The organism is Flintibacter sp., from assembly GCF_046973065.1.
Map to the genome: position 1 here is coordinate 24,308 of NZ_JBKVXZ010000031.1, position 12,939 is coordinate 37,246.

Consider the following 12,939-nt stretch of genomic DNA (forward strand, 5'->3'; position numbering starts at 1 on the left):
TGCCTCAATGAGCCCTGCCCCAGGGAAAGACAGGTAAAATATTTGTGAAACCTGGGGCAGAACTTGTCAAACGGGGAAAAAGTGGTTATAATAAAAAAGAATAAAGCCCTGCGGATACATATTTGGTCCCCTGTGCCCCCAGGAGACGGATGACGAGAGCGCAGCCAACAAAGTGAGGGAATTGACGAAAGAGCCTCGGAGAGAACTGAATCTACCCAAAGAACAAGCGTGCACAAGCAGGTTCAGGCTTTTCCGGACTGAAGTGGAGGTGTAGGCGTTGTTTCAGATCGGAGATAAGGTGGTCCACCCCATGCACGGGGCGGGTATCGTAGACAGCATCGTACAAAAGAAGGTCAATGGGGTCATGCGGGAATACTATGTGTTGAAGCTGCCGGTGCGTGCCATGGTGGTCATGGTGCCCACAGAGAACTGTGAGGAGATCGGCGTGCGTCCCATTGTGGACCGGGAGCAGGCAGACCGGGTATTGGCAGCCATTCCGGACATCCAGGTGGAGATGACGCAGAACTGGAACCGCCGCTACCGGGAAAATATGGAGCGGATCAAAAGCGGTGACCTGTTCGAGGTGGCCCGGGTGGTAAAGGGACTGATGCTTCGGGATGTGCAGAAGGGGCTGTCCACCGGGGAGCGGAAGATGCTCCACTCCGCCAAGCAGATCCTCATCTCTGAGATCGTCATGTGCCAGAGCAGCAGCTATGAGGACGTGGAGGCGTGCATCGACCACGCCTTGGCTTGACATATCTGCCGGGGCAGAACAATAGGATGAGAAAGAGGGGCCGAAAGGGCTCCTCTTTTGCAAGGAGTGAGACATATGGCAGGATTGCTGTCCCGGCTGGGGCGGAAGCAGAAAAAAACGGTGCGTGCGGCGGTGGTAGTAGCTGCTGGCTCTGCCACCCGGATGGAGGGGATTGACAAGGTACTTACCCCTCTGGCTGACGTGCCGGTGCTGGTGCGTACCCTGCGGGTGTTCCAGAACTGTGACGACATCGACGAGATCGTGGTGGTCACCCGGGAGGACCTGCTGGTGGAGGTGAGCCAGCTGTGCAAGGCCTTTGCCCTTGATAAGGTGAGCAAGGTTGTAGTAGGCGGCAAGGAGCGGATCAACTCGGTGCTGTGCGGCCTGCGGGAAGTGCGGCAGGATGCGGAGCTTATCGCCATCCAGGACGGCGCGCGGCCCTTCCTGACCCAGGAGGTCTTAGGGGAGGTGCTGGAAAAGGCGGAGGCCACCGGAGCTGCCGCTCCCGCCATCCCGGTGACCGATACCATCAAGCGGGTAGAGAACGGACTGGCCGTGGAGACCCCGGACCGCTCGTCTCTCTTTGCAGTGCAGACGCCCCAAGTGTTTGAGGCGGGGCTCATCCGGGCAGCGGTAGAAAAGGCGGTGGAGGAGGGTGTGACCCTCACCGACGACTGCGCCGCCGTGGAGCGGCTGGGGATGAAGGTATCCCTCACCCAGGGAAGCCGGGAGAATATCAAGATCACCACGCCATTGGACCTGTTCCTAGGCGAGGCGATCCTGGACGCCAGAGACGGGAGGGTACTGTGATGCGCATTGGACATGGATACGACGTACACCGCCTGGTAGAGGGGCGCAAACTCATTCTGGGTGGGGTAGAGGTACCTCACACGTTGGGGTTGCTGGGCCACTCGGACGCCGATGTGCTCACCCATGCAGTCATGGATGCCCTGCTTGGGGCGGCAGCTCTGGGTGATATCGGCCGCCACTTCCCGGATACTGATCCGGCCTACAAGGGAGCGGATAGTCTGGTTTTGCTGGACCATGTGATGGCTCTGCTGGACCAGGCGGGCTGGAAGGTAGGCAATGTAGATGCTACCATTCTGGCACAGAAGCCAAAGCTGGCCCCCCATATCCCTCAAATGCGGGACAATCTGGCCCGACACATGGGAGTGGAGCCGGGACAGGTGAATGTGAAAGCTACCACCGAGGAGAAGCTGGGCTTTACCGGTGCGGAGCAGGGCATTGCTGCCCACGCGGTGTGCCTACTGGAACAAAAATAAAATAAGCCCCCGCAGGGGCAAAGAGAAAAATAGAGCATAGACTGGTCCAGGGGAGAAGGACTCGGCATGGTCCCGGCCCCCGAGAAAGGAGCCATGTCATGCTCTATTATCTTATCATCTGCCGGTCCCTCACCTATGCCCAGCGCACCGCCGCCGCTCTGGGGCGGGCGGGGATCACGGCTCATATTTTCCGTACTCCCCGGCAGATTGCCGGAGAGGGCTGCAGCCACTGCGTCAAGATCCGCCAGCATGATCTGGAGGACGCCCTGGCGGTGCTGCACCAGGTGGGACTGCCGCCCAAGCGGGTCTTTCTGGCGGATAACGGCGGCGGATATGAGGAGGTGCGCCTGTGATCTATTTGGACAGCGCCGCCACCACCCTGCAAAAGCCGCCTCAGGTAGCCCGGGCCTCGGCCTGGGCGATGGGGCATCTGGCCAGTCCCGGTCGGGGAGGACACTCCGCCGCCATGGCGGCGGCGGATACCGCCTTTGCCTGCCGCCAGGAAGCCGCCCGCCTGTTCCACCTCTCCGACCCGGAGCGGGTGGTTTTTACCTTTAATGCCACCCACGCTCTGAACATTGCCATCAAATCTCTGGTGCGGCCGGGGAGCACCGTGGTCATTTCCGGTTATGAGCACAACGCCGTCACCCGGCCCCTTCATGCCATCCCTAACGTCACGGTGCGGGTGGCCGAGAGCACTCTTTTTGACCGGAAGGGAGCGGTGGAGGCCTTCCGGAGCGCCATCACGCCGGAGGTATCTGCCGTGGTGTGCTGCCACGTCTCCAATGTGTTTGGGTTCATCCTGCCCGTGGAGGAGATTGCCGGGCTGTGCCGGGAGCGAAACGTCCCGCTCATCGTGGACGCATCCCAGTCGGCAGGGTGTGTTCCTCTGGATATGGAGGCGCTGGGCACGGCCTATATGGCCATGCCAGGGCACAAGGGACTCTATGGCCCCCAGGGCACCGGCCTGCTCCTGTGCGGCGACACGGCGCCACAGCCTCTGCTGGAGGGGGGGACGGGGTCGGCCTCCCTGGTGCAGACCATGCCCGACTTTTTGCCCGACCGCCTGGAGGCGGGGACCCACAATGTGACAGGCATTGCCGGGCTGTTGGAGGGGCTGCGTTTTGTGCGGCGAACCGGAGTGGAGAACATCGGCCGCCGGGAGAGCGCACTGATCTGCCGCCTGTCCGCCAATTTGGAGCAAATCCCAGGGATCACTCTGTTCCGCGCCCAGGACCCCAGAGCCCAGGCAGGGGTGCTCTCCCTCCAGGTGGAGGGAATGGACAGCGAGGAGCTGGGAGAGCGGCTGGGACGGCGGGGAGTGGCCGTGCGGGCAGGCCTGCACTGCGCCCCTCTGGCCCACAAGACGGCGGGCACGCTGGAGGAGGGGACCGTGCGCCTGAGTGTGTCCGCCTTCAACCAGCCCTGGGAGATGGACGCCGCGGCCCGACAGCTGCGGCAGGTCTGTTCCAGAGCCGGAGTATAAAACGAAAAGACACAAAATAAAAAGGACATCCCGAAGGATGTCCTTTTTGTTTTGGAGCAGCGAAACAGTGTAGATGGAGCAGCTGCTAGGTTTGCACCCAAAACCAAATTACAACCCAGCGTAAGCGGTTGTGATTTGGAAAGGAGGAGCAGCAAAATGAGCTTGCTCTGACTTATAAAATAAGTCGGAGCAAGCGATATAACGCTTGCTCCGACTTGGAGCAGGTGAGGGGAATCGAACCCCCGTGTTCAGCTTGGGAAGCTGACATTCTGCCATTGAACTACACCTGCAAGTTGATTGCCTGAATAATATAACATAAATTATTTCGGAAAGCAAGAAAAACTTACCTGTCGTTTCCGACTCGTTTCCCGGGGATGCCATGGAACGGAAAGAATTGATTTTTTCCAAGAAAGCAGATATAATAAGGCCAACCTCAGAAAGAGGTCTGAGGGGGAGGTTTTCCTTTTGAAAGGAGCTGTTTTTATGGCTTTTGATCCTTATGAATTGGACCGGGACTACGGCGCGCCCAGCGGCGTAATTACCGAGGCACAATATACCACCCGCGCCTTTCTGTGGATGATGCTGGGGCTGATGGTCACCTTTGGCGTAGCCCTGGTGGGCTGGATGACCAACGCGACACTGTATCTGTTTTCTGCGTTTCCCACCGTTCACCTGGTGATTTTGGTGGTGACGCTGATCTTGTCATACAGCCTATCGGCCCGGATTGAGAAAATGTCGGTAGCCTCAGCCCAGATGATGTTTCTTGTATTTTCTGCTCTGATGGGCGTTACCGCTTCTACCTGGCTGTACCTGTATCAACTGACCAGCATTGTGTTTATTTTCCTGGCCACCGCTCTCTACTTTGGCGCTCTGGCTGCCTATGGCCACTTTACCAGCCGCAGCCTGGCCGGATACAAGTCGATCCTGCTCAGCGGACTTATTTTCCTTATCCTGTTTGGGGTGCTGTCTCTGTTTATTCCCGGTATGACCGCTTTTGACAGCATGATTTCTCTGTTTGGCGTTGCCATCTTCCTGGGTTATACCGCCTATGATACCCAGCGTATCCGGAAGTTTTACTATTACTATTCCGGCTATCCCGATATGATGGAGAATGCCTCCATTTTCTCCGCGCTGCAGCTGTATATGGACTTCATCAACCTTTTTTTGTACCTGCTGCGCTTTTTGGGAAAGCAGAGGAACTGAGAAGCACCTCAGCGTCGGACAAAATTTTACAAAATTACCTTTTTCCCTTGCGTAAAGATGCTCCCTCCGATAGAATAGCCCTGTGTGCTATTTTTTAGGAGGGAGCTTTTTTATGTACTTATTCAGGCCCCAGCTTCTGGAGTCGTTGGCGGACTATTCCAGAGCAAAGTTTATGAAGGACCTGGTGGCAGGCGTCATTGTGGCCATCATTGCCCTGCCTTTGTCCATCGCCCTGGCCCTGGCGTCCGGTGTTTCACCGGAGCAGGGCTTGTATACGGCCATTGTAGCGGGATTTCTGATCTCGGCCCTGGGAGGAAGTAAGGTCCAGATCGCCGGTCCCACCGCGGCCTTTGCCTCCATTGTGGCGGGGATCGTAGCCCGCAACGGGATGGATGGCCTGGCTGTGGCCACGGTGCTGGCCGGTATCCTGCTGATCCTGATGGGTGTGCTGCGTATGGGCAGCATGATCAAGTTTATTCCCTACACCATCACCACCGGATTTACGGCAGGTATCGCGGTGACCATTGTGGTGGGGCAGCTGAAGGATTTCTTTGGCGTCACCTTCCAGAACTCTCCCGTTGAGACGGTAGAGAAGCTGGAGAAGTTTTTTGCGTGCTTTTCTACCTGGAGCGTAAGTGCTGTGGCGGTGGGATGTGTGGCGCTGGTCATTCAGATCGTCTGGCCCAGATTTTTTGCCAAAATCCCTGCCTCGCTGGTGGCAGTGATCGTCACGGCGGCCATGGTCAAGCTGCTGCACCTGCCGGTGAACACCATCGGGGATCTATATACCATTTCCACCGATCTGCCCCAATTTACTCTGCCCACGGTCAATTATGACATCGTGGCGGCCGTTCTGCCCGATGCCTTCACCATCGCCATTCTGGCGGCCATCGAGTCGCTGCTGTCCTGCGTAGTGGCCGATGAGATGACAGGCTCCCATCATAACTCCAACATGGAGCTGGTGGCCCAGGGTGTGGGCAATACGGCATCTGCGCTGTTTGGCGGCATCCCGGCCACAGGAGCCATTGCCCGTACCGCCGCCAACATCAAAAACGGCGGCGTGTCCCCGGTGGCTGGTATGGTCCATGCGGGGGTGCTGGTGTTGGTGCTGGTGCTGCTGATGCCCTATGCGGCGCTCATCCCTATGCCCTGCATTGCAGCCATCTTGTTTGTGGTGGCCTACAATATGAGCGGCTGGCGCACCTTTGTACGGGTGGTCCGCCAGTCTCCCAAGAGTGATACGGCGGTGCTGCTGCTCACCTTTTTCCTGACGGTGGCCTTTGACCTGGTGGTGGCCATCGGTGTGGGCCTGACTCTGGCCTGCCTGCTGTTTATGAAGCGGATGGCCGATGTGGCCGTGGTGGAAGAGTGGGAATATGTGGAGGACACCCAGGCCGGAAAGGGACGGTTCAAGCACGTGCCCGTCCATGTGATGGTCTATGAGATCAACGGTCCCATGTTCTTTGGCGCGGCGGATAAGATTCCCCATATCGACGAGGGGGGAGAGAAACGGGTGCTGATTTTGCGCATGCGCAGTGTGCCCGCTCTGGATATCACCGCCCTGAAGGGGCTTCGGCGGCTGTGGGAGGAGTGCGGCCGTGCCGGAGTGCAGCTGGTCTTTTCCCATGTGAACGAGCAGCCCATGTCGGTGCTGAAAAAATCCGGACTTTACCAGCAGGTTGGGAAGGAGAATTTCTGTCCAAACATTGACGCAGCGTTGAAGCGGGCTATGGAGCTATAAAGGAACAGCGACGGCATTGCCGTCGCTGTTCCTTTATTTCCAGGACAGAAGTACGTCTACACCCTTGCGCTTGGGAGCCCCGCCAACCTGAGCGGGATAACCCACGGCGATGAGTGCCATGAGCTCCTGATCCTCGGGGACCTGGAGATACTCCTGCAGTCGCTTGCGGTCAAACACGCCCATAATCACGGTAGCCAGACCCAGGTCGTGGGCAGCCAGGCAGAAGGTCTGAGCGGCGATGCCGCAGTCGTAATACTGCCAGCCATCCTCCCGGTCGGTGGTGAAGGAGCCGTCCCGCTCGTAGCCGCAGCGGTTCTTTACGAAGGTCTGGGCCACCAGCAGGGGAGCACTGCGGATGATGGCGGGGTTGTTGGCCCCGGCCAGGCAGTATTCCGAAGCGATGGTCTCCCGCATAGCGGGGTCTTCAATGGCCAGATAGCGGCTGATCTGGGTGTTTTTCCAACTGGGAGCGTAGGCAGCCAGGGCTACCACATCCTCCAGCAGCTCGTGGGGCACGGGCTGGTCGGTAAACTGGCGCACACTGCGCCGGGTGAGAATACAGGTCTGAGCGTCCATATGGGTTCCTCCTGACTTGGGATTGAGAATAAAAGTATGGTAGCCCTCAGAGGGAAAAATGTCAAGGGCAGACCATGCTTGGCCTGCCCTTGCTTCCTTATGGGATATCAAATTCTACCTCATAGAGCTGGGTGTCATAGTCTCCTGTGTCCCGGAAATCCATAAACTCTTTGCTTAAGCGGTAGTGGCCGGGGGAGAGGAGACCGAAGAGCCAATCCCAGTCCACGGCCTGTTCCGTTTCTCCGTCCATGGTGACCAGATAGGCCATACCATCCCAGGCAAAGTTTCCATCCACGATGTCGGGGACGTTCTGCCACGCGCCGTCCTGTTCCACCTCCAGAGTGTAGTCGCTGCCATACTGCAGGGTGCCGGTGGGGCTGCCGCCTTCCTGGGTGATAACTAAAGTCAGGCCGGTGGGGGTCACGTTTTTCACCGATAGGATGAGGCCCCAGGAGTCCTCTGTGGTTTGGACAGAGGATGATTCAGAGGAGCTGGAGTTGATTTTCTGAGGTGCAGAGGAGCCTGCGCCGTCCGAACTGCCGCAGCCAGCCAGGGACAGGGCCAGCAGACCGGCCAGGGTAAGGGTAAGCCATCGTTTCATGTGAGATACCTCCCGGTGATAGACTTCTGTATTCCTTTAGACGGAGAAACCCGGCCTAAGTTCCCTGAAATTTGTTCTCCTTTTCATTTTGAGCAAACCGTGGTACAATGTCAACGTATCTTTTCCATGGGGAGGCATCCATGATCATCTTAGGCATCGACCCCGGAGTGGCCACGATCGGCTTTGGGGTCATTAAGGCCCAGCGAGGGAAAAACACCCTCATTCAGTACGGGGTCATCACCACGCCGCCGGGTATCCCTCTGTCCAGCCGGCTGCTGCAAATTTCCAACGACATGGAGGAGCTGATCCGCACCTTCCATCCCGACGAGATGGCGGTGGAGGAGCTTTTCTTCAGTAAGAATATTACCACCGGCATCGCCGTGGCCCATGGCCGTGGGGTGATCCTCCTGGCGGCGGAAAAGCTGGGGGTGCCGGTATTTGAGTATACCCCCATGCAGATCAAGCAGGCGGTGGCGGGCTACGGGGGCGCGGACAAGCGCCAGGTGATGCTGATGACCCAGCGGCTTCTCAATATGAAGCAGATCCCACGGCCCGACGATGCCGCTGACGCCCTGGCACTGGCTATCTGCCATGGCCGCTCGGCCACGTCCCTTTTGAATACGGAGCGGGTCTTTGATCCCAAGAAATACGACACGAGGTAAGTGCCATGAAAACGATGGTCAAACAACCAAACCCCGACCCGCCTTACAGCCTCCACGACGCCTATATTTTGAAGCTGCAAGTGGAGGAGGATATCCTGCGCCTTATCACCCAGTGCGGCTATGTGTGCACCACACCGCCCTGTAATCAGGTGGAGGGAGACGTGGAGATCACCGGCATCGACTGGGACTTCTCCTGCGTCTATGTGATGGAGTACCAAGGCGTCCTGTGCGGAAACTACGGCTCTTTCACCGGACGGAAAATGACGGTGGCGGACTTTTTGCGGGAGTACTCAGAAGCGACGCTGGATATCATGGACGAGACCTACGGATATCACCAGGTGAAGCTGGACGGTTTCCTCAACGTGGGGGAGCGCTGCCTGGAGTTTCAGCTGGACATCTGCTACGCCGGAGAGTTCCGGTATTTGCTCAAAGAATAAATGCCGTCCATTGGACGGTTTATGGAGGAACTTATGTTTTACTATCTCAATGGCACCGTGGCCCATATCGAGCCTTACCTGGTGGTCATCGACTGCGGCGGGGTGGGTTATGCCTGCCGCACTACCAGCTATACCCTGTCTGCACTGAAAAAGGGTGAAAAGGGAAAAGTCTTTACACACTTGAATGTCCGGGAGGACGCCATGGAGCTCTATGGCTTTGCCACCCAGGAAGAGCTGAATCTGTTTCAGCAGCTTATTTCTGTTTCCGGTGTTGGTCCCAAGGCAGCTTTGTCTATTCTGTCCTCCAACACCCCGGCCAATCTGGCCCTCAGCATCATCACCGGGGATGAGAAGGCACTCACCTGCGCTCAGGGTATCGGCAAGAAGATCGCCCAGCGGGTGATTCTGGAGCTGAAGGACAAGCTGGCCAAGGGTCAGGCGCTGAACGGGGCAGGGGAGGCCTACGGCGGCACCGGAGTGACCGTCATTCCCGAAAACAAGCTCTCCGAGGCCAGCGCCGCCCTGGCGGTGCTGGGTTACACCCAGGGGGAGATCAATGTGGCCCTCAAGGGCATCGACCTGGACAGTCTTACCCTGGAGCAGATCATCAAGCAGGCCCTGAAAAAGATGATGAAGGGGTAATCTCCATAATGATTGTCTTTCTCATCATGATCGCCCTGTTTCTTGTGCTGGGGCTGATCTTCTCCCGGGGAAAGGGAGCTTTCCTCATTGCCGGGTACAACACCGCATCCAAGGCAGAGAAGGCCAGGTATGACGAGAAAGCCCTGTGCCGCTTCATGGGCAAAATCATGTTCGCCCTGGCCGGATGCCAGGGAATTATGGCACTGGGGATACTTGTGGTCGGCATGTGGCTGTTTTGGGTGGGAATCGCCGCCTTCCTGGCGGTGGCATTCGGGACCGTGATCTATGCCAACACCAGAAACCGCTTCCAAAAGAAATCCAAGTGAGAGGATGAAAGGATGAGCACTTTGGAGACAAAGAAAACCACCAAGACCGTGGTGAAAAGCGGCATTACCTTCGGCACCTGCCTGGCCATGGTCATTTCCTATACCACCTGGCACTCGGTAGGGTGGGCCATTTTCCATGGCCTGCTCAGCTGGGTATATGTTATCTATTTTGTTCTGCGGTACTGATTTGGACCGATATATTTTGAGAGGAACCAAACAAATATGGCCATTGATTTTTCCAATCCAGAATTTGACCCGGAGGAGCTCAGCGAGCCTCTGGTGACCACCTCCCTCACCCGGGAGGACGAGGGGGAGTATTCCCTGCGGCCCAAAACCCTTCGGGAGTACATCGGCCAGGAGAAGGCCAAAGGAAACCTGGAGGTCTTTATCCAGGCGGCTAAAATGCGCAACGAACCTCTGGACCATGTGCTGCTCCACGGCCCGCCCGGCTTGGGCAAGACCACCCTCAGCGGCATTATCGCCAATGAAATGGGGGTAAATGTGCGCATCACCTCCGGTCCTGCCATTGAGAAGGCAGGAGATCTGGCGGCGCTGCTCACCAACTTAAATGAAAACGACATCCTCTTTGTGGACGAGATCCACCGCCTCAACCGCTCGGTGGAGGAGGTGCTTTACCCAGCCATGGAGGATTTCGCCATCGACATCATCATCGGCAAAGGTCCGTCGGCCAACTCCATCCGTCTGGACCTGCCCAAATTTACCCTCATTGGAGCCACCACCCGGGCAGGGCAGCTGTCCGCGCCCCTGCGTGACCGCTTTGGCGTGACGTTAAGGCTGGAGCTTTACACCCCTGAGGAGCTGGCGCTGATCGTCAAGCGCTCTGCAGGTATTCTGGGCGTGCCCATTGAGGACGATGGAGCCATGGAGATCGCCCGCCGCAGCCGCGGCACCCCCCGTATTGCCAACCGGATGTTGCGCCGAGTACGGGACTTTGCCCAGGTGCGGGCGGGAGGCGTTATCACCAAAAAGGTGGCTGACGAGGCCCTCACCGCCCTGGAGATCGACCATCTGGGGCTGGATTCCATTGACCACCGGATGCTGCGCTCCATCATTGAGAACTACCGGGGCGGCCCGGTGGGCCTGGAGACCTTGGCGGCCACCATCAACGAGGAGGCGGTGACCCTGGAGGACGTGTACGAGCCCTATCTGATGCAGCTGGGGTTCCTTACCCGCACCCCCCGTGGCCGCTGTGTTACCCCCAAGGCCTATCAGCATCTGGGTCTCAGCGTTCCCGGAGAGTCCGGAGGGCTGGACCAGCTGAGTTTCTAACCCCGGAGGCGCTCTTTAGTGAAAGAAAAACTGAAAAAATTGCTGGCGGGCCTGTTGGGCAGCGGCATCATGATTTTGCTCTTGTTCGGGACGTTTGCAGTGGTTGCTCTGGTCGGCGGCAATGTGATGAGGCTGTTCGGGTTTCGCTATGACAGCGTGGGACAGCTGCTGCTCTACTTCCTGTTAGGGGAACTGATTGGCCTGCCTCTGGATCTGATCAGTACGGCTCTGCCTAAGGCACTGTATCGCATGGGAAAGGTGGACCGTCGGCAGGGGAATTTGCTTTACATCCCAATGGATACCTTGTTTACCATCGCCGCGTTTTGGGTTGCGGACGGGTTAATGGCCAGTGTGTCCACCACCGGACTCTCTTTGTGCATTCTGGGCTTTGGAACGGCACTGATCACCCAGCCCATAAAGAAGGATGACTGACCGAAAGGGGAGAGGACGATGGGCTTTTGGCTGTACTGCACTGCCATGTGCCTGCTGGTGCCCGCTGTGATGCTGTACTTTGGATGGCGTTTTTTGAACAGACCGCCCCAAAAGATCAATGCCCTCTATGGTTACCGCACCAGCCGTTCTATGAAAAACCAACAGACCTGGGATTATGCCCACCAGGTATGCGGAAAGCTATGGTTTCGGGCAGGGGCGGTGATGCTGCCCCTGAGCCTTTTGGCCATGTTGTCCGGACTGGGCAAAGATACGCAAGCACTGGGAATATGGCTTATGGGCGTGGTTTTGGTCCAGGTTGTGGTGATGATCGCCACCATTTTTCCAGTAGAAAAGGCATTAAAACGAAAATTTGACAAATTTGGCAGGAGAATTGGCTGAATAAGTGATAGACGGTAGGGAAATTTTATGCTATGCTTATTTGTGGAAAAGCGGCATAAGATCCGGTCCTGAGGGAAAATAATTTCCAGATCAAGACCAGAAAACGATGGCATATTATGGAAATAATAGAACAAACTGGAATGAATATGGGAAAAACGCCAAATAATTTCCCGATACCCCTTGACAAAACCAGTCAATTTGATTATTATGAGTTTTAACCGGAACAAAAAATTGGAAACGCCCCAGCCTCCGCCTCCCACAGACGAGGCGCTGTGTCTCCAGGCGGCAGCAGGAAGCGCCGCTGCGGCGGAAGAGTTGGTCCGCCGCTACGGCCGCTTGGTGCGTGCCTGCGCCCGCCCCCTGTTTTTGGCAGGAGGGGACAGTGAGGACCTGTTTCAGGAGGGTATGCTGGGTTTGCTGTCCGCCATCCGTGGCTTTGATGCCCGGCGGGACGCATCTTTCCGGACCTATGCGGAGGTTTGTGTCCGCAACCGCCTGTACAGCGCGGTCCGCGCTGCCCAGGGGGATAAGCATCTTCCACTTAATCACAGTGTCTCTTTCGAACCCCCTCTTTTTGACGGCCCGAACGCGTATCTGTTTTCCAGCGAAGAGAGCCCAGAAGACGTCATCATCGGCAGGGAGGAACTGAGAGAGCGCCTTGACGCTCTGAAGGGCCAGTTATCTGAGCTCGAAGGGAAAATCCTGCCGCCCTACTTAAGCGGTCTCACTTGTGCAGAGATTGCAAAACGGGTCGGTCGGTCTCCAAAGTCCGTGGACAACGCCGTGCAGCGCATCCGCCGCAAGGTGGCCCGGCAAACTTCTTCCGGCGCATCCAGCGAGAGCTGATCGCAAATACAACCGTCCAATCCTTGAAATCTGGGTAATTGGGCAACGAGTCAAAGAGAGGGAAATCCAATGTACGAAGACAAGATCCTGGTATGCAAAGAGTGCGGCAACGAGTTCACCTTTACCGCTGGTGAGCAGGAATTTTACGCTGAGCGCGGCTTCCAGAACGAGCCCCAGCGCTGCAAAGCTTGCCGCGACGCCCGTAAGAATGCTGCCCGCGGCCCCCGTGAGTATTTCACTGCCACCTGCGCTGCCTGCGGC

Annotated in this window: 19 protein-coding genes and 1 tRNA gene; 17 read left to right on the forward strand and 3 right to left on the reverse strand. The window is 57.3% G+C overall.

The features are described 5' to 3' along the window. Positions 1-277: 277 nt before the first annotated feature. From ACLTXB_RS11585 to ACLTXB_RS11605, 5 genes are all read left to right on the forward strand, one after another. The gene (locus tag ACLTXB_RS11585; protein WP_008980593.1) at positions 278-754 is read left to right on the forward strand and encodes a CarD family transcriptional regulator; all 477 of its coding nucleotides are present in this window, start codon (positions 278-280) and stop codon (positions 752-754) included. Between the two features lie 75 nt (positions 755-829). Then, on the forward strand, positions 830-1,564 hold the full coding sequence (gene ispD, locus ACLTXB_RS11590; RefSeq protein WP_040648904.1) for a 2-C-methyl-D-erythritol 4-phosphate cytidylyltransferase: 735 nt from the start codon (positions 830-832) through the stop codon (positions 1,562-1,564). Continuing rightward, on the forward strand, positions 1,564-2,037 hold the full coding sequence (gene ispF / locus ACLTXB_RS11595; protein ID WP_428227094.1) for a 2-C-methyl-D-erythritol 2,4-cyclodiphosphate synthase: 474 nt from the start codon (positions 1,564-1,566) through the stop codon (positions 2,035-2,037). Before ispD ends, ispF begins: the two co-directional genes overlap by 1 nt. Positions 2,038-2,135: 98 nt before the next feature. Further along, positions 2,136-2,390, forward strand: a complete 255-nt coding sequence (locus ACLTXB_RS11600; protein WP_008980594.1) for a DUF3343 domain-containing protein — start codon at positions 2,136-2,138, stop codon at positions 2,388-2,390. Next, positions 2,387-3,523: an aminotransferase class V-fold PLP-dependent enzyme gene (locus tag ACLTXB_RS11605; RefSeq protein WP_428227095.1), complete on the forward strand. Its 1,137-nt coding sequence runs from the start codon at positions 2,387-2,389 to the stop codon at positions 3,521-3,523. The genes ACLTXB_RS11600 and ACLTXB_RS11605 overlap by 4 nt, the downstream gene beginning before the upstream one ends. Before the next feature lie 216 nt (positions 3,524-3,739). Here ACLTXB_RS11605 and ACLTXB_RS11610 read toward each other — a convergent pair. After that, a tRNA-Gly gene (locus ACLTXB_RS11610) sits at positions 3,740-3,813 on the reverse strand. Between the two features lie 193 nt (positions 3,814-4,006). On the opposite strand from ACLTXB_RS11610, the gene ACLTXB_RS11615 reads away from it, so the two are divergent. Further along, positions 4,007-4,726, forward strand: a complete 720-nt coding sequence (locus tag ACLTXB_RS11615) for a Bax inhibitor-1/YccA family protein (protein ID WP_428227096.1) — start codon at positions 4,007-4,009, stop codon at positions 4,724-4,726. A gap of 112 nt (positions 4,727-4,838) precedes the next feature. Then, positions 4,839-6,467, forward strand: a complete 1,629-nt coding sequence (locus ACLTXB_RS11620) for a SulP family inorganic anion transporter (protein ID WP_428227097.1) — start codon at positions 4,839-4,841, stop codon at positions 6,465-6,467. Between the two features lie 33 nt (positions 6,468-6,500). Here ACLTXB_RS11620 and ACLTXB_RS11625 read toward each other — a convergent pair whose 3' ends face one another. Both ACLTXB_RS11625 and ACLTXB_RS11630 read right to left on the reverse strand, forming a co-directional pair. Further along, positions 6,501-7,043, reverse strand: a complete 543-nt coding sequence (locus ACLTXB_RS11625) for a nitroreductase family protein (RefSeq protein WP_110440656.1) — start codon at positions 7,041-7,043, stop codon at positions 6,501-6,503. A gap of 97 nt (positions 7,044-7,140) precedes the next feature. Further along, complete coding sequence (locus ACLTXB_RS11630) at positions 7,141-7,644, reverse strand: immunoglobulin-like domain-containing protein (protein ID WP_428227098.1); 504 nt, start codon at positions 7,642-7,644, stop codon at positions 7,141-7,143. 140 nt (positions 7,645-7,784) lie between these two features. Between ACLTXB_RS11630 and ruvC the strand changes: the two genes are divergently transcribed. The 10 genes from ruvC to ACLTXB_RS11680 form a co-directional block, all read left to right on the forward strand. After that, the gene (gene ruvC / locus ACLTXB_RS11635) at positions 7,785-8,306 is read left to right on the forward strand and encodes a crossover junction endodeoxyribonuclease RuvC (RefSeq protein WP_428227099.1); all 522 of its coding nucleotides are present in this window, start codon (positions 7,785-7,787) and stop codon (positions 8,304-8,306) included. Between the two features lie 5 nt (positions 8,307-8,311). Next, on the forward strand, positions 8,312-8,743 hold the full coding sequence (locus ACLTXB_RS11640) for a hypothetical protein (protein ID WP_428227100.1): 432 nt from the start codon (positions 8,312-8,314) through the stop codon (positions 8,741-8,743). A 33-nt stretch (positions 8,744-8,776) separates the two neighbouring features. Then, positions 8,777-9,385 (forward strand): Holliday junction branch migration protein RuvA, encoded by a 609-nt coding sequence (ruvA, locus tag ACLTXB_RS11645; protein WP_428227101.1) that lies wholly within the window; start codon positions 8,777-8,779, stop codon positions 9,383-9,385. Positions 9,386-9,393: 8 nt separating this feature from the next. Continuing rightward, positions 9,394-9,711 carry a DUF3784 domain-containing protein gene (locus ACLTXB_RS11650; protein WP_428227102.1) on the forward strand — a complete coding sequence of 106 codons (318 nt, stop codon included), beginning with the start codon at positions 9,394-9,396 and terminating at the stop codon, positions 9,709-9,711. A gap of 12 nt (positions 9,712-9,723) precedes the next feature. Next, a complete protein-coding gene (locus ACLTXB_RS11655) occupies positions 9,724-9,897 on the forward strand; it encodes a hypothetical protein (protein ID WP_428227103.1) in 174 nt (57 codons plus the stop codon). Between the two features lie 36 nt (positions 9,898-9,933). Beyond that, the gene (gene ruvB, locus ACLTXB_RS11660; RefSeq protein ID WP_008980605.1) at positions 9,934-11,001 is read left to right on the forward strand and encodes a Holliday junction branch migration DNA helicase RuvB; all 1,068 of its coding nucleotides are present in this window, start codon (positions 9,934-9,936) and stop codon (positions 10,999-11,001) included. Between the two features lie 18 nt (positions 11,002-11,019). After that, entirely contained in the window at positions 11,020-11,433 is a 414-nt protein-coding gene (locus tag ACLTXB_RS11665; protein ID WP_428227104.1) for a YrvL family regulatory protein, read from the forward strand. Positions 11,434-11,451: 18 nt separating this feature from the next. Then, entirely contained in the window at positions 11,452-11,832 is a 381-nt protein-coding gene (locus ACLTXB_RS11670; RefSeq protein ID WP_428227105.1) for an SdpI family protein, read from the forward strand. Between the two features lie 207 nt (positions 11,833-12,039). Further along, on the forward strand, positions 12,040-12,678 hold the full coding sequence (locus tag ACLTXB_RS11675; protein WP_428227106.1) for a sigma-70 family RNA polymerase sigma factor: 639 nt from the start codon (positions 12,040-12,042) through the stop codon (positions 12,676-12,678). Positions 12,679-12,747: 69 nt separating this feature from the next. After that, the coding region (locus tag ACLTXB_RS11680) for a zinc-ribbon domain-containing protein (protein ID WP_428227107.1) at positions 12,748-12,939 on the forward strand (192 nt) is incomplete at its 3' end.